This window comes from Stenotrophomonas oahuensis, from assembly GCF_031834595.1.
GTDB lineage: Bacteria > Pseudomonadota > Gammaproteobacteria > Xanthomonadales > Xanthomonadaceae > Stenotrophomonas > Stenotrophomonas oahuensis.
Window position 1 is genome coordinate 3,174,685 of the sequence record NZ_CP115541.1, and the last position, 16,079, is coordinate 3,190,763.

General features: G+C 65.6%; 16 protein-coding genes. 5 read left to right on the forward strand and 11 right to left on the reverse strand.

What is annotated here, in order from left to right; genetic code table 11:
* Positions 1-66 precede the first annotated feature (66 nt).
* From PDM29_RS14110 to PDM29_RS14155, 10 genes are all read right to left on the reverse strand, one after another.
* Positions 67-417: an RcnB family protein gene (locus tag PDM29_RS14110; protein ID WP_311190729.1), complete on the reverse strand. Its 351-nt coding sequence runs from the start codon at positions 415-417 to the stop codon at positions 67-69.
* 135 nt (positions 418-552) lie between these two features.
* Positions 553-1,260: a phosphate signaling complex protein PhoU gene (gene phoU, locus PDM29_RS14115; RefSeq protein WP_311190730.1), complete on the reverse strand. Its 708-nt coding sequence runs from the start codon at positions 1,258-1,260 to the stop codon at positions 553-555.
* Positions 1,261-1,310: 50 nt separating this feature from the next.
* Positions 1,311-2,141, reverse strand: coding sequence for a phosphate ABC transporter ATP-binding protein PstB (gene pstB, locus PDM29_RS14120; protein WP_311193792.1), 831 nt, complete (start codon positions 2,139-2,141; stop codon positions 1,311-1,313).
* 19 nt (positions 2,142-2,160) lie between these two features.
* Entirely contained in the window at positions 2,161-3,024 is an 864-nt protein-coding gene (gene pstA / locus PDM29_RS14125) for a phosphate ABC transporter permease PstA (protein WP_311190731.1), read from the reverse strand.
* Positions 3,024-3,992: a phosphate ABC transporter permease subunit PstC gene (gene pstC, locus PDM29_RS14130; RefSeq protein ID WP_311190732.1), complete on the reverse strand. Its 969-nt coding sequence runs from the start codon at positions 3,990-3,992 to the stop codon at positions 3,024-3,026. Before pstC ends, pstA begins: the two co-directional genes overlap by 1 nt.
* 145 nt (positions 3,993-4,137) lie before the next feature.
* The gene (gene pstS, locus PDM29_RS14135; protein WP_311190733.1) at positions 4,138-5,229 is read right to left on the reverse strand and encodes a phosphate ABC transporter substrate-binding protein PstS; all 1,092 of its coding nucleotides are present in this window, start codon (positions 5,227-5,229) and stop codon (positions 4,138-4,140) included.
* Positions 5,230-5,600: 371 nt separating this feature from the next.
* Positions 5,601-6,620, reverse strand: a complete 1,020-nt coding sequence (gene pstS, locus PDM29_RS14140; protein WP_311190734.1) for a phosphate ABC transporter substrate-binding protein PstS — start codon at positions 6,618-6,620, stop codon at positions 5,601-5,603.
* A 337-nt stretch (positions 6,621-6,957) separates the two neighbouring features.
* Positions 6,958-8,169: an OprO/OprP family phosphate-selective porin gene (locus PDM29_RS14145; RefSeq protein WP_311190735.1), complete on the reverse strand. Its 1,212-nt coding sequence runs from the start codon at positions 8,167-8,169 to the stop codon at positions 6,958-6,960.
* A gap of 182 nt (positions 8,170-8,351) precedes the next feature.
* A complete protein-coding gene (gene nth, locus PDM29_RS14150) occupies positions 8,352-9,026 on the reverse strand; it encodes an endonuclease III (protein WP_311190736.1) in 675 nt (224 codons plus the stop codon).
* On the reverse strand, positions 9,026-9,382 hold the full coding sequence (locus PDM29_RS14155) for a hypothetical protein (RefSeq protein WP_311190737.1): 357 nt from the start codon (positions 9,380-9,382) through the stop codon (positions 9,026-9,028). The genes nth and PDM29_RS14155 overlap by 1 nt, the downstream gene beginning before the upstream one ends.
* Before the next feature lie 167 nt (positions 9,383-9,549).
* Here PDM29_RS14155 and PDM29_RS14160 point away from each other — a divergent pair, with 167 nt between their 5' ends.
* From PDM29_RS14160 to PDM29_RS14170, 3 genes are all read left to right on the forward strand, one after another.
* The gene (locus PDM29_RS14160) at positions 9,550-10,251 is read left to right on the forward strand and encodes an FKBP-type peptidyl-prolyl cis-trans isomerase N-terminal domain-containing protein (protein ID WP_311190738.1); all 702 of its coding nucleotides are present in this window, start codon (positions 9,550-9,552) and stop codon (positions 10,249-10,251) included.
* Positions 10,252-10,743: 492 nt separating this feature from the next.
* Entirely contained in the window at positions 10,744-11,547 is an 804-nt protein-coding gene (locus PDM29_RS14165) for a CoA pyrophosphatase (RefSeq protein WP_311190739.1), read from the forward strand.
* The gene (locus tag PDM29_RS14170; protein ID WP_311190740.1) at positions 11,544-12,443 is read left to right on the forward strand and encodes a sulfurtransferase; all 900 of its coding nucleotides are present in this window, start codon (positions 11,544-11,546) and stop codon (positions 12,441-12,443) included. Before PDM29_RS14165 ends, PDM29_RS14170 begins: the two co-directional genes overlap by 4 nt.
* A gap of 66 nt (positions 12,444-12,509) precedes the next feature.
* Here PDM29_RS14170 and PDM29_RS14175 read toward each other — a convergent pair whose 3' ends face one another.
* Positions 12,510-13,079: an N-acetylmuramoyl-L-alanine amidase gene (locus PDM29_RS14175; RefSeq protein WP_311190741.1), complete on the reverse strand. Its 570-nt coding sequence runs from the start codon at positions 13,077-13,079 to the stop codon at positions 12,510-12,512.
* A gap of 70 nt (positions 13,080-13,149) precedes the next feature.
* On the opposite strand from PDM29_RS14175, the gene PDM29_RS14180 reads away from it, so the two are divergent.
* Together PDM29_RS14180 and rlmKL are read left to right on the forward strand one after the other, a co-directional pair.
* Entirely contained in the window at positions 13,150-13,677 is a 528-nt protein-coding gene (locus PDM29_RS14180; protein WP_311190742.1) for a hypothetical protein, read from the forward strand.
* Positions 13,678-13,834: 157 nt separating this feature from the next.
* Positions 13,835-15,979 carry a bifunctional 23S rRNA (guanine(2069)-N(7))-methyltransferase RlmK/23S rRNA (guanine(2445)-N(2))-methyltransferase RlmL gene (gene rlmKL / locus PDM29_RS14185; RefSeq protein WP_311190743.1) on the forward strand — a complete coding sequence of 715 codons (2,145 nt, stop codon included), beginning with the start codon at positions 13,835-13,837 and terminating at the stop codon, positions 15,977-15,979.
* Positions 15,980-16,079: the final 100 nt, after the last annotated feature.

The window sequence follows — 16,079 nt, forward strand, 5'->3', positions numbered from 1 at the left end:
AAACAAACATCCCGCGCCGGCACAGGCCGACGCGGGATGCAGGGACGAGTGGTACTGGTGCGGACCTCAGCGGCCGTTGAGCACCACATTCGCAATCAGGCCGGTGGCGACGGCGATCAGCACGTAACGCCCATCCACCTGACGCCATTCCTGGCCGCGCGCTGGCGCGTGCAGACCGTGGCGATGGTAGTCACGCACGTAGCTGCCGCGGTGATCGCGGGGCAGATAGCCACCGCGCTTCGGCGGGGCCTTGTAGGCGTGGCCATGCGAAGGACCCCGGTGGTCGTCGCGGTGGTCGTGGCGCTGGTCGTGACGGTCGTAGCGATTGCGGTCGTCATGAGGGCCGGGGGCGGCGAAGGCCGAGCCGGTGGCAGCCAGCAGACTCAGGGCGAGCGAGGCAGCGATCAGTCGTTTCATGGCAATCCCTCTGTGTGCGACGCGTCGGTTGGAACGCAGGTCCAGAGTGGGATTTTTTAGCTGAATAGGCAATTAAAAAGGCCGATACCGCGGTATCGGCCTGTAACAGCATGTAACACGCCACTGGAAGGTGGGTCAGATCTGCCCGGCGCTGCTGGTCTCGTCGCGCTTCTCACGCGGCGGCAATGCCTGCTCGCCATGCACCAGGAACCACACGTTTTCGGCGATGTTGGTGGCATGGTCGCCCACGCGCTCCAGGTTCTTGGCCATGAACAGCAGATGCGTGCACGGAGTGATGTTGCGCGGATCTTCCATCATGTAGGTCAGCAGCTCGCGGAACAGCGCGGTGTACTGCGCGTCCAGGCGGGCATCGTCATCGCGAAGGGCCAACGCGGCCACGGCATCGTTGTCGCGATAGGCTTCGATGGCACGGCGCACCTGCTGCGCGGCCAGCCGACCCAGCGCCCGCAGGCCCTGGATCTGCGGCAGCGGCGGGGCCTTGCTGAGCGCGATCGAACGCTTGGCGACGTTGGCCGCGTAGTCGCCGATGCGCTCGATGTCGGCGGGAATGCGCAGCCCGGCCAGGATTTCGCGCAGGTCGCGCGCCATCGGCCCGCGCAGCGCCAGGCGCATCACGTCGTGGCTGATCTGCTGTTCCAGCGCATCGATGGCTTCGTCGTTGGCGATGATGCGCTGGGCGGCGTGGTCATCACGCTTCTCGATGACGTCCATCGACGCTTCCAGCTGGGCGACGGCCATCTCGCCCATGCGCACGATCTCGGCCACCAGCCGCTGCTGTTCTTCGTCGTAGCTCTTGACGATGTGGTCGTTGGGAATGCTCATGATCGGTTTCCGTAGAGCCGGGCTTGCCCGGCTGAATGATGGGGGATGCCTTAACCAAACCGCCCGGTGATGTAATCCTCGGTCTGCTGCTTGTTCGGCTGCGAGAAGATCACTTCAGTACGGTCGTGCTCGATCAGGTCACCCAGGTACATGAAGGCGGTGTAGTCGGAAACGCGCGCCGCCTGCTGCATGTTGTGGGTGACGATCACGATGGTGTAGTCGTGCTTGAGCTCCTCCACCAGCTGCTCGATGCGGCTGGTCGAGATCGGGTCCAGCGCCGAGGTCGGTTCGTCCAGTAACAGCACGTCCGGGCGCAGCGCCACCGCACGGGCGATACACAGACGCTGCTGCTGGCCGCCGGACAGACCCAGCGCGCTCTGGTTGAGCTTGTCCTTCACCTCGTCCCACAGCGCGCCCTGGCGCAGCGCCTGCTCGACGCGCACGTTCATGTCTGCCTTGGACAGCTTCTCGTGGTGGCGGATGCCGTAGGCGACGTTCTCGAAGATGGTCATCGGAAACGGCACCGGCTTCTGGAACACCATGCCGACCTTGCTGCGCAGGCGGTTCATCGGGTACTTCGGCGACAGGATATTCTCGCCGTCCAGAAGCACTTCACCCTTGGCTTCCAGCTTCGGGTACAGCGCGTAGATGCGGTTGAAGATGCGCAGCAGGGTCGACTTGCCGCAGCCGGAGGGGCCGATCAGCGCGGTGACGCGCTTTTCCGGAATCTCCAGATGGATGTCCTTCAGCGCGTGGAACTTGTCGTAGTAGAAGTCCAGGCCGCGCGCGGCCAGCTTGATCGGGGCCGGGTTGCCCAGCGATTCGTGCGAAGCCGGCACCGCGATGCGCTGCATCGACACGGCATTGGTGAGATCGTTCATGGCGATGTCCGCGGAAAAGTCAGTCATGGGAGATACGGTTGCGCAGCAGGATGCCGCGCGCCGAAAGGCTTACCAGCAATACGAAGACGGTCAGCACCAGGGCACCGGCCCAGGCGAGGGTCTGCCAGGATTCATACGGGCTGCCGGCAAACTGGTTCATCACCACCGGCACGCTGGCCATCGGCTGGAACACGTTGCTGTTCCAATACTGGTTGCCGAACGCCGTGAACAGCAGCGGAGCGGTTTCACCCGAGATTCGGGCCAGCGCCAGCAGGATGCCGGTGACGATGCCGGCCGAGGCGCTGCGGTACAGCACCTGCACGGTCACCTTCCACTGCGGGATACCCAGCGACAGCGCGGCTTCGCGCATCTGCGAGGGCACCAGGCGCAGCATTTCGTCGGTCGTACGCACCACCACCGGCAGCACGATGAACGCCAGCGCCAGCGCACCGGCAAAAGCCGAGAACTGGCCCCCCGTCTGCATCACGAACAGGGTGTAGACGAACAGGCCGAGCACGATCGACGGGGCCGAGAGCAGGATGTCGTTGACGAAGCGGACCACGGTGCCGGCCTTGCGGGCGTTGCCATACTCGGCCAGCCAGGTACCGGCCAGCACGCCCAGCGGGGTGCCGATGGCAATGGCCAGCACACACATCACCGCGCTGCCGAAGAAGGCATTGGCCAGGCCACCTTCCTGCATCGGCGGCGGGGTCATCTGGGTGAAGAGGTTCCAGTTGATGCCGGCCAGGCCCTTGGCCGCCAGCGTCCACAGGATCCAACCCAGGAAGAACAGGCCGAACAGCGCGGTGGCCACCGACAGGGTGATGGCAACGACGTTGCCGATACGGCGACGCAGGTACAGCGAATCAGCGGCGGTGGACATCAGTTGCCCTCCTTGCGGGCCAAGCGCATCAGCATCAGGCGGGCAATTGCCAGCACCACGAAGGTCACGATGAACAGCACGAAGCCGAGCAGCAGCAGCGCCGAACGGTAGGTCTCGGTGGCTTCACCAAAGTCGTTGGCGATCAGCGCGGCAATGGTGGTCCCCGGTTCCAGCAGCGACGGCGACAGGCGCACGCTGTTGCCGATCACGAAGGCCACCGCCATGGTTTCACCCAGGGCGCGGCCGAGGCCGAGGAAGACGCCGCCAATCACCGCCGAGCGGGTGTAGGGCAGCACGATGTCCCAGCTGACTTCCCACTTGGTGGAGCCCAGCGCGTAGGCCGATTCCTTCAGGCGGGTCGGCACGGTCAGGAACACTTCACGCATCACCGAGGAGATGAACGGAATGACCATGATCGCCAGCACGAAGCCGGCGGTGAGCACACCGATACCCAGCGGCGGACCCTGGAACAGCGGGCCGATCAGCGGCCACTCGCCCAGGGTTTCGTTGAGGGTAGGGGTGACATATTCGGTCATCACCGGCACCAGCACGAACAGGCCCCACATGCCGTAGATGATCGACGGAATGCCGGCCAGCAGTTCAATGGCGGTACCGACCGGGCCGCGCATCCAGCGCGGAGCCACCTCGGTGAGGAAGAAGGCGATACCGAAGCTTACCGGTACGGCGATCAGCATTGCGATCAGCGCGGTGACCAGGGTGCCGTAGATCGGCGCAAGCGCACCGAACTTGTTTTCCACCGGATTCCAGTCGGAGGAATAGAAGAAGCTCAGGCCCTGCTCCTGCAGGGCATGACGGCCGCCCCACAGCATCGACAGTGCCGCGCAGGCCAGCGCGATCAGGACCAGGACAACGGTGGCGACCAGCACCCCTTTGAAGATCTTGTCGTTGCGGGCATCACGCAGGTCGCGCGTGGACGGTGCAGGTACAGGCTGGGCGATGGCATTCATGGGAAAGGCGAGGGCCCGGGGTTGTGGTGCGATGCGGGGAATGACGCTTTGTAGAGCCGGGCTTGCCCGGCTGCACGCGGTGTTGCGGTGGTCCGCAATGCCGGGCAAGCCCGGCACTACGCAAATGGCCCCAAGGGCCGCGTTTTTACTTGAACTCAGTCGACCAGTAGCCTTCGATCTGGGTCACCAGTTCCGCCGGCAGCGGCACGTAGTGCAGTTCGTTGGCCTGGGCCTGGCCGTTCTCGAAGGCCCACTTGAAGAACGCCAGGGTGTCCTTGCTGCGCTTGGCATCCTTGGGCTGCTTGTGCATCAGCATGAAGTTGGTGGCGGTGATCGGCCATGCCTGGTCGCCCGGGGCATTGGTGATGACCAGGTTGAAGTCCTTGGCGCTGGCCCAGTCGGCGCTGGCAGCGGCAGCGGCGAAGGTTTCGGCGGTCGGCTGCACCCAGTTGCCAGCGGCGTTCTGCATCGAGGCGTACGGCATGCCGTTCTGCAGGGCGTAGGCCAGTTCGACGTAGCCGATCGAACCCTTGATCTGCTTCACGTACGAGGCCACGCCTTCGTTGCCCTTGCCACCCACGCCGTCCGGCCACTGCACCGAGGTGCCTTCGCCGACCTTGCTCTTCCAGTCCGGGCTGACCTTGGACAGGTAGTTGGAGAAGTTGAAGGTGGTGCCCGAACCGTCGGAACGGTGGACCAGGGTGATCTTGCCGTCGGGCAGCTTCACGCCCGGGTTGGCGGCGACGATGGCCGGGTCGTTCCAGGTCTTGACCTTGCCCAGGAAGATGTCGGCCAGCAGCGCGCCGCTCAGGCGCAGCTTGCCGGCTTCCAGGCCTTCAATGTTGACCACCGGAACCACGCCGCCGATGGCGGACGGGAACTGGCCGAGGCCGGCCTGGGCCAGCTCTTCGCTGGACAGCGGCTTGTCGGAGGAACCGAAGTCGACGGTGCCGGCCTTGATCTGGGCGATACCGCCACCCGAACCGATCGACTGGTAGTTGACCTTGGCACCGGTGGCGGCGTTGTAGTCAGCCGACCACTTGGACACCAGCGGGAAGATGAAGGAAGCGCCGGCACCGGAGATTTCGGCGCTGATCTTGTCGCCAGCCGCCGGGGCAGCAGCGGGGGCGTCGGCCGCCGGAGCGGTGGCCTGGCCTTCAGCAGCCGGCTTGCAGGCGGACAGGCCCAGGGCGATGGCCAGGGAAAGGGCGGCGAAGCCGGCCGATTGCAGTTTCATGCGTCACTCCATAGCGGGAAAAGGGCCGGTCTGGCCGGCTGACGCTGCTATGAAATGATGTTTTTGTTACAGCCGTATGACGCACCCGTCGGTGATGGGGTAATGACTGTTGGAACAAGGGCTTACGTGGATAAATGGCTGGAAGCGAGAGGCGGTCGGGCGGGTCTCTGAAACAAAAAAGCGCGGATCAGATGATCCGCGCCCGGGGGTGCCGGCAGGGGGAGAGAGGACCTGCCGGCACCGCTGCTTCGTCCCGTCAGTGCCGACCAACGGTCGGCACCTACCGCTGATTGACCCGGTGAGGATTCACCGGTCATTGCCGCGGTGTGGAATCACCGGTAGGTCACGACCGTTGGTCGTGACCGGGTCGATCAGTACTTCAGGTTCTGCGACCAGTAGGTGTCGATCTGCTTCACGAGCGAGTCCGGCAGCGGCACGTAGTCCAGCTGCTTGGCCTGTGCGTCGCCGTTCTTGTAGATCCAGCGGAAGAACTCCTGGCTGGCCTTGGCACCGGCGGCGTTCTTCGGCTGCTTCTGCATCAGGATGAAGTTGGTGGCGGTGATCGGCCACGCTTCAGCACCCGGGGCGTTGGTCATCACCAGGTAGAAGTCCTTGGCGTTGGCCCAGTCGGCGCTGGCAGCGGCGGCCGAGAACGAGGCGTCGCTCGGCTGCACGATCTTGCCGGCGGCGTTCTTCATGGCGGTGTAGGACAGCTTGTTCTGCAGGGCGTAGGACAGTTCGACGTAGCCGATGCCGCCCTTGATCTGCTTCACGTAAGCGGCGACGCCTTCGTTGCCCTTGCCGCCGATGCCGGCCGGCCACTGCACCGAGGTGCCTTCACCGACCTTGCTCTTCCACTCCGGGCTGACCTTGGACAGGTAGTTGACGAAGTTGAAGGTGGTGCCCGAACCGTCGGAGCGGTGCACGACGGTGATCTTCTGGTTCGGCAGGGTGACGCCCGGGTTCAGCGCGGCAATGGCCGGGTCGTTCCAGGTCTTGACCTTGCCCTGGAAGATGTTGGCCAGGGTGGGGCCGTCCAGCTTCAGCGCGCCCGGGGCGACGCCTGCCACGTTGACCACCGGCACCACGCCGCCGATCACCGACGGGAACTGGGCCAGGCCGGCAGCGGCGAGTTCTTCCGGCTTCAGCGGGGCATCGGACGAACCGAAGTCCACGGTCTTGGCCTTGATCTGGGCAATACCACCGCCGGAACCGATGGACTGGTAGTTGACCTTCTTGCCGGTGGCGGCGTTGTAGTCGGCCGACCACTTCGACATGACCGGATAGATGAACGATGCGCCTGCGCCGGTGACATCGGCGGCATTGGCGGCAAACACGGACGACGCGGCGATGACGGCAACGGCAAGGCGCGACTTGAAGGCGTGGATCACGGGGTGGCTCCTGGGATGGATGACGGTGCGGGGTGTCCCGCCCGGCGCTCATTCCATAACGGTTCCGTGACAGCGCAGCGACTGTCATATGAAAGACCTATGACAGCGCGCTGCGCTGTCCACGCATGTCACCTTATCCCCCCGCCTTCGGCGCGCCCCCTTCAACAAGAAGGGGGCTCTTCCCCAGATGGCACAAGGGCTTGTGGAGGGGTAGCGTCGGTCGCAAGACGACGGCCGTGAACGGCTCAACGCCCGGTGACGCATGACCCCAAATCGGAAACGCAAAAAGGGCGCAGCCCAAGCTGCGCCCTTTTCTATTACAACCAACTACCCGTTCTTACCAGAAGAACTGCAGACGCGCTTCCAGAATGTTCGGATCGTCATTGACGAACGTACGCGCGGTCGAGCTGTACTTCTTGCTGTCCACCATCACGTAGTTCAGCATGAACTTGGTGTTGGAGCGCCAGTAGTAGTTCACGCCCACGGTCCAGATGTCCATCTTGCCACCCAGCACGCCGTCCACGATCGGCGGGCGACCGGCGACCGGGTTGGCGGTCAGGTTGCCATCGTCCAGGTTCATCGAGTCGTAACGCGCGCCCAGCTGCCACATGCCGCGGCCCGGTTCGTCCGGCAGGCCGGTGCTCGGCACGCCGCTCTTGTAGCCCCAGGTTTCGCCGGTGATGTTCCACACGCCGCTGACGTAGAAGCCGTCGCTGGTGTAGTTGTCGCGCGTCATGCGCTTGGCCTTGCTGGTGTAGTACTCGGCCTGGGCCTTGAACGGACCGCCGATGTACATCGCTTCAGCACCCAGGGTGCTGACCTTGTCGGTGTCGGTCATGTTGCCGCTGTCGACCAGACGCGCGGTGGCAAGGTCGGCATTCGGACGGGCACGCACGCGCAGGGTGTCGGCGTCGGTGTCGTAGTCGACATAGCTCAGGCCGAAGTGCAGGACCTGGCCCTTTTCATTGATCGGAGCCCAGGTGCCACGCGCACCGTAGCCGCTGCCGTGGGCCAGGTTGCGGGTCAGTTCGCGGCCGAAGGCGGAGGCGGTGATCGACCAGTTGTTGTCACCGTAGCTGTAGGCACCACCCAGACGACGGGCGACCGCATAGGTGTTGGTGACCGCTGCCTTGGAAATGAAGTCGTTGTTCTTGGTGCTGGACAGTTCTTCCAGGCTGTTCGGCTGCTTGAACTGGCCGGCCTGGATGAAGTGGTTGGAGTTGCCGCCCAGCTTGTACTTGACGTTGGTGTCGAGGAACTTGTCCGCCTTGGCGTCGTAACCGACGACCCATTCCACGTTGCCCGGGCCCTTGCCCTTGAGCACCAGTTCGGCGCGGCGCAGTTCGAATTCGCTGTCCTTGCCGTTAGCTGCGTCGCCGCCGTTGAGGTCGGTCACATCGTTGTCGAACCAGTTGCCGTCGGCCTGGACCAGGCCTTCAAACGTGATCTCCGAACCACCGATCACGTCGATGGCCACTTCGGCGTGAGCGGCCGGCACGTACAGCGCGGCGACCACGGCCGCAGTGAGGAGTTGGCGATGCAGTTTCATGGAGAGGAGCCTTGCAGGCAGGTGGGAAGATGCTGCGCAGGCTAGATCGTGAAGATTGCGTAAATGTGACAGTTCCAGACAATACGGCACCGGCACGGAGCCACGCGCCGTCAAGGGCTGCCATTGATGCCAGAGCCAGATGACTGCGCGATTGCGCGCAGATGGCAGTCACGCCGCCGCGTTCAGGCGGCGGTTTTCTGCTTGAAGCGGCACAGGTCGCGGATCACGCACTGCGGGCAGTCCGGCTTGCGCGCCTTGCACACATAGCGGCCGTGCAGGATCAGCCAGTGGTGGGCGTCGAGCAGGAACTCGGCCGGAATCACCTTGACCAGCAGGTCTTCGACCGTGCGCACGTCCTTGCCCGGGGCCAGGCCGGTGCGATTGGCTACGCGGAAGATGTGGGTGTCCACGGCCATCACCGGCTCGCCGAAGGCGGTGTTGAGCACCACGTTGGCGGTCTTGCGACCCACGCCGGGCAGTGCTTCCAGCGCGGCCCGGTCGCGCGGCACTTCACCGCCGTGCTGTTCGATCAGCAGGCGGCAGGTGGCGATCACGTTTTTCGCTTTGGCGTTGAACAGGCCGATGGTGGCGATGTATTTCTTCAGGCCATCTTCGCCCAGTGCCAGGATCGCCTGAGGCGTGTTGGCCACGGGGAACAGCTTGCGGGTGGCCTTGTTCACGCCGACGTCGGTGGCCTGCGCGGACAGCGCAACGGCGACCAGCAGTTCGAACGGCGTGGTGTACTCCAACTCGGTTTTCGGATGCGGATTGAGCTCACGCAGGCGGGTGAACATCTCCACCACGTCGGCTTTGGGCATGCGCGCGCTGCGCGGCGCTGCCTTGGTTGCAGGGGGCATCAGGACGGCTTTCCGGCGGCCTTGGCCTTCGCCCGCGCCAGAATGGCGGCGGCAGCGGCGGGCAGGGCGGGTTTGAGGTCGGGGGTGGGGGCCGGTGGGGCGCGCCGGGCGTCGCGTTCAGCGGCGCGCCGGCCCAGCCGCACCGCACGCTGGCGGTAGCGCTCGCGGGCGTCCCAGGCACGGCGCAGTTGCTGCTGCGCCGCCAACAGCCGGGCGGGCAGGTCGGGGTGATCCGGCATCAGGCGCTCATCGCCGGCAGCAGGCACATAATCCATCAGCCCGGCCTCCAGCGCGGCGTCGAGGTTATCGGCCAACACCTGCTGCAGCAGCTGAACGGGCAGGGGAAGGTGAACCACGAAAACCACCCGGAAAACGTTAAAAAAAAGTGATATTGAACTCTTGAAACCCAGACGGGTCAGAGCCTGCGTCGTTAGTGGCGATTCAACGTTGCGGCGGCTATCCTAACCCGTCGCCTCAGGGCGACCAAATTCGTCCTGAGTTACCACCCCTGGAGAAATGTTTGATGAAGTTGCGTGCTATCGCGGTCGCCGTCGCGGCCCTGGCCCTGACGGGCAATGCCTTCGCCCAGGACACCTCGTCCGAAAAGGGCAAGCTGAGCTATTACTTCGGTTACGACTACGGCAACAACCTGGCCGAGCTGACCGCGCGTGGTGAACAGCTGGATATCAACTCGGTGGTGAAGGGTCTGCAGGACGCCTACGCCAAGAAGCAGCCGGCGATCACCGCCGAGCAGCTGAAGCCGGCGGTTGAAGCCTTCCAGAAGCGCGAGCAGGGTCGTGCGCAGGCCGCCAAGGCCGAGTACGACAAGGCCGCTGCTGACAACAAGACCAAGAGCACCCAGTTCCTGACCGCCAACAAGGCCAAGGCCGGTGTGCAGGCGCTGCCGAGCGGCGTGCAGTACCGCGTGATCGAAGCCGGCAAGGGTGCCAAGCCGACCCAGGCCAGCACCGTGCAGCTGGAAGTGGCCGGTCCGTTCCCGTACGGCAACCGTCCGCAGGAAGCCCGCCCGGCCCAGCAGATTCCGTCGATCAAGGTCAGCGAAGTCGAAATGAAGGCCATGCGCGAAACCCTGCTGCAGATGCCGGCCGGCTCGAAGTGGGAAGTCACCCTGCCGCCGGAACAGGCGTACGGTGCCGACCCGCGCACCCCGTTCCCGCCGAACGTCGCCGTCCAGTTCGAAATCAAGCTGGTCAGCGTCAAGTAATCAGCTACGGAAACACCCAACGCGCCGATGGAAACATCGGCGCGTTTTTGTTTGCTTTGCGTAGAGCCGGGCTTGCCCGGCTGCTGTTGGTTTCAGGCGAAAAGCCGGTGTTCACGGGTTCCCTGGTTTGGCGGGTCGGGGCGGGCGTTCCGGCGGACGCTGCAAGTACGTCCCTGTAAGCTCGATCGCCGCATCCATGCGGCTCACGCCCCCTCCAGCCCACCCCAACCCACCTTCGAGAGAAGGTCGGTGGCCACAGGAAATCAAATGCGACGCGCTTTCCGGTTGCAACATGCCCAAATGGGGAAGAGCCCCCTTCTTGTTGAAGGGGGCGCGCCGAAGGCGGGGGGATAAGGTGTAATGCGCGGGTATCGCGAACCGCAGTTTCGGGATACCCCGGAGCGAGGGCGTCCGGCCCCCTCCCTACACGGAACAACTGAAACGCTGCAGTTCGCGACCAACCAATGCGCTACTGTTACAGACTGCACGACCATGGAAGACCCCTCTCATGCCATACCCACTCCCTGCATCGGCATCTGCGCGCTGGATCGCGCCGGGCTGTGTACGGGCTGCCTGCGCACGATGGACGAGATTGCAGGGTGGCGTGACATGAGTCGCGAACAACAGCACCACGCCATGCAGCACACGCTGCGGCTGCGCGAGCAGTTGCGGCAATCGCTGCACGGTTCGCTGGCCGACCACGAGCGCCTGTTGCGTGCATTGCATCCGCTGGATGCGCCGCCGTCCGGCGATGGCTGGAACCGCAGTGAGCTGATCGACCTGTTGCCGCCCGGGCCACCGGTGGAAGCGGCGGTGCTGGCCGGCATCGTGCCGCGCGCCAGTGGTGCCCAGGTCATTCTGACCCGGCGCACCGAGACCCTGCGCCAGCACGGAGGCCAGGTCGGCTTTCCGGGCGGGCGTACCGAACCCGATGATCGCGATGCGGTGGCCGCCGCCCTGCGCGAAAGCAACGAGGAAATCGCGCTGCCCTTCGATCGCGTGCAGCCACTCGGCTATCTCGACCCCTTCGTCACCATCACCGGGTATCGCGTGATGCCGGTGGTGGCGGTGATTGATCCGGACTTCGTCGCGGTGCCGCAACCGGCCGAAGTGGCCGAGGTCTTTGAAGTACCGTTGGATTATCTGCTCGACCCCGCCAATCTGCATCAGGTGGAAATCGAACACCGCGGACGCATCCGCCACGTGCTGGAGTACGGCTGGCCCGGCCAGCGCATCTGGGGAGCCACCGCCGCCATGCTGTACAACCTGCGACGCCGACTGGAGCAGCTTGCATGACCCTCTCTGCCAACTTCACCCCACTGATCGATGCTGCGACGCTGGCAGCGATGCTCGGCCAGGACAAACCGCGCCTGCTCGATGCGCGTGCCACCGCCAGCGCGCCGCGGGTGCTGGATGCCCGCTTCTCGCTCGCCGACCCGCAGTCCGGGGCGGCCGCGTACGCGCAAGGGCATATCGAAGGCGCCGTCCACGCCGACCTCAATCGTGATCTGGCCGACCTGGATAAAGTCGGCGAGGGCCGCCATCCATTGCCCGACAGTGATGCGTTTGCCGCCCAGCTCGGCCGCTGGGGCATCCGCCCGGACACCCCGGTGGTGGTCTATGACGCCGGTGACGGCAGCATGGCCGCCGCGCGCGCCTGGTGGATGCTGCGCCTGATTGGCCACACCCGTGCCGCCGTGCTGGATGGCGGTCTGGCGGCCTGGCAGGCCGCCGGCTACCCGCTGACCACGGAAGTACCCGCGTTACTCGAAGAGCAACCCTATCCCGGCCGCTTCGACCGCGACCAGATCGCCTCGGTGGAAGAAATTTCCGCCCGCCTCAAGCATGCTCCGGGCTGGCTGCTGGATGCTCGCGCCGGCGAGCGCTTCCGTGGCGAAGTGGAACCGCTGGATCCGGTGGCCGGGCACGTGCCCGGTGCGGTCAACCGCCCGTTCGCCCTGAACGTCCACGAGGGTCGCCTGCGCCCGGCCGCCGACCTGCGCGCGGCGCTGCAACCGCTGATCGGCACGCACGATCCACAACAGGTGGTGCTGATGTGCGGTTCCGGCGTCACCGCCTGCCATCTGCTGCTGGCGATGGAAGTGGCCGGGCTGACCGGCGCGCGTGTCTACCCTGGCTCGTGGAGCGGCTGGGTCAGCGATTCCAGCCGCCCGGTCGCCACCGGCCCGTAATGCCGGGCTTGCCCGGCAACCCGCAATGACGCACCCAATGTAGTGCCGGGCTTGCCCGGCAACGGGTCAGCCGGTCAACGTCTGCAACCGCACCGCCGCCAGCACCCGCGGCCACGGGAACAACGGACCGGGGTCGCGCTTGCGCGGCACCTGGCGCTCGGCATCGTCGCTGGCTTCAACCTGCCGCGTGTCCAATGCTTCATGGCCGGCAATGAACTGCAGCCCGGGCAGGGTGTCGCACAGGTGCTGCAGCAGGTCGATCAACGCGGCGATCTGCTTATCGGGATAAGGCTCATCCATCGCCTGGTGGCGCGAGTCCAGCCAGTGCGGGTAACGCCCGGTGTTGACCAGTTCGATCCCGATCGAGCGCGGATTGAATCCACTCACGTGGTGGGCCATCCGCTCCACCGGGACGTACTCCACGATGCTGCCATCGCGGTCGATGTAATAGTGCCCACTGTTGCCGCTGCCGCTGTCATACAGCACGCGCTCACCGTACTCGCGGGCCATCGCCAGATCCGGCAGCTCCGTGCAGTGGATTACCACCAGGTCGATGTCCTCGCGCGGCCGGTGGGACAGCTTTGCCACATAGGGCAGCGGCTGAAGGTCGATGGAGGGCAGGGCACGGTGGGACATGCGGCGATGCTAGCATTCAGGCCATGAGCGCAACCAACACTGCCCCTGTTTTTCCCCGCGTGGTCCCGGCATGAGCCGCGGTCACTGCATTCTGTCGCACGGCTTTGAGAGCGGCCCCGATGCGACCAAGGTGACCGCCTTGGCCGAGGTCGCCGAACGCCTGGGCTTCACCCATGAGCGGCCGGATTACACCGACCTGGATGCCCGCCGTGAGGTGAGCAACGTCGGCGATGTGCCGGCCCGCCTGCAGCGGCTGGTCGGCCTGGCCGCTGCCGCTGCCGCCCGCGGTCCGGTGGTGCTGGCCGGCTCCAGCCTGGGTGCCTACATTTCAGGCATTGCCTCGCTGCAGGTGCCGACCCAGGCCCTGTTCCTGATGGTGCCGCCGACCCGGATGGGACCCATGCCGGCGTTGGACGCCGCGCCGGTACCGACCAGCGTGGTGCATGCCTGGCAGGACGAGCTGATTCCTGCGGCGGATGTGATTGCCTGGGCCCAGGCCCGCTCGGCGCGGCTGCTGCTGGTGCAGGACGGCCACCGCCTGGAACGCCATGTGGAGGCCTCCGCCCGCGCCTTCGAGGAACTGCTGGCGGGGCTGTAACGCCGGGCCATGGCTGGCCAACGTAGAGCCGGGCTTGCCCGGCTGGGACGTACCGGTAAGGCTTCAGCGGGGCAAGCCCCGCTCTACGGAGCGTTGCCGGGCGCTTGCCGCCGGGTCACGTACAATGCGCGGTCCGCTGACCTGTGTACCCGCCCCCGTGAAATTCTTTGTTTCCTGCGCCAAAGGCCTGGAGTATCTGCTCGCCGACGAACTGCTGGCGCTCGGCCTGCCCAAGGCCACCGCCACCATTTCCGGCGTGAACGCCGAGGGCGAGCTGGCGCAGGCGCAGCGGGTGGTGCTGTGGTCGCGACTGGCCAGCCGCGTGCTGTGGCCCATCGCCGAGTTCGACTGCCCCGACGAAGCCTCCCTGTACCAGGGCGTCAGTGCCATGCCCTGGGAGCAGCACATCGCCCCGGAACTGACCCTGGCCGTGGACGCCCACGTCTCCGGCACCGAGATCACCCACGCGCGCTTCGCCGCCCAGCGGGTCAAGGACGGCGTGGTCGACAGCCTGCGTGCGCAGGGCCTGGAGCGGCCGTCGGTGAACGTGGAGTTCCCGGACGTGCGCCTGAACCTGTCGCTGCGCAAGGGCCGCGCCACGATCTCCATCGACCTCGGCGGCGGCCCCATGCACCGCCGCGGCTGGCGCATGGCGCAGAACGATGCGCCCTTGAAGGAAAACCTGGCCGCTGCCGTGTTGCTGCGTGCCAACTGGCCGAAGATCCACGCGCAGGGCGGCGGTCTGCTGGACCCGATGTGCGGCAGCGGCACGCTGCTGATCGAAGGCGCGCTGATGGCTGCCGACGTGGCCCCGGGGCTGCAGCGCCACGGCAGCATTCCGCCCAGCCGCTGGCTCGGCTTTGACCGTGACAGCTGGAAGGCACTGCTGACCGAAGCGCGCGAACGCGAGCAGGTCGGGCGCGCCGCGCTCAAGCAGGTGATCCACGGCAGCGACATCGATCCGCTGGCGATCCGCGCGGCCAAGGAAAATGCCGAAGTGGCCGGTGTGTCCGACGCCATCTGGTTCGGCGTGCGCGACGTCGCCGATGTGCAGGTGCCGCCGCAGGAAACCGGCTGCGTGGTCTGCAATCCGCCTTACGACGAGCGCTTGGCCGCTGACGCGGTGCTGTACCGCCGCATTGGCGATGCGCTCAAGCGCGCGGTGCCGCAGTGGCGCGCCAGTCTGCTGTGCGGCAGTGCCGACCTCGCCTTCGCCACCGGCCTGCGCGCCAGCAAGAAGTACCAGCTGTTCAACGGTGCCATCGAATGCGCGCTGATCGTGTGCGACCCGATTGCGGTGCCGCAGCGCGAGAACAGCGGTGAGCCGCGCGAGCTCAGCGAAGGCGCGCAGATGGTGGCCAACCGCCTGCGCAAGAACATCCGCAAGTACAAGACCTGGCGCAGCAAGGCCCAGGTCACCTGCTACCGCGTCTACGACGCCGACCTGCCTGAGTATGCCGCCGCCATCGACGTATATGAGGAGGACGGCGGTGCCGGTCGCACGTTCCTGCATGTGCAGGAATACGCCGCACCGGCCACTATTCCCGACGTGGATGTGCGCCGTCGCCGCAACGAGCTGCTGTCGGCTGCGCGCGAGGTGTTCCAGGTGCCGGCTGAGCAGGTCGCATTGAAGTCGCGCGAGCGCGGCAAGGGTGGCAGCAAATACGGACGCTTCGAGCAGCGTGGCGAGTTCATCATGGTCCGCGAGAACGATGCACTGTTGCGCGTGAACCTGTTCGACTACCTCGACACCGGCCTCTTCCTCGACCATCGCCCGCTGCGTTGGCACATGGGCCAGGTGGCCGAGGGCCAGCGTTTCCTCAATCTGTTCTGCTACACCGGCGTGGCCAGCGTGCAGGCCGCCGTGGCCGGTGCCGCGTCAACCACCAGCGTGGATCTGTCCGGCACCTATCTGCAGTGGTGTGCCGACAACCTGGCCTTGAATGGCAAGGGCGGCAGCCAGCACACCTTGGTGCAGGCCGATGCGCTGGCCTGGCTGGAAGCCGAACGTCACCGTTTCGATGTGATCTTCTGCGACCCGCCGACGTTCTCGAACTCGGCCCGTGCCGAAGACTTCGATGTGCAGCGCGAACATGTGCGGCTGCTGCGGGCGGCGGTCAACCGGCTGACTCCGGAAGGCGTGCTCTACTTCTCCAACAACTTCCGTCGTTTCAAGCTGGACGAGGAAGCGGTAAAGGAGTTCGCGCAGTGCAAGGAGATCACCGCCGATACCATCGACGAGGATTTCCAGCGCAATCCGCGCATCCACCGCGCGTGGGAGCTGCGCCGCTACGGCGCGTGATGTCCGTGCGCCACGACCAACGGTCGTGGCCTACCGCTGAACCGCAATATGTCGATTCGCCACGACCAACGGTCGTGGCCTACCGCGGAATCACAATGCC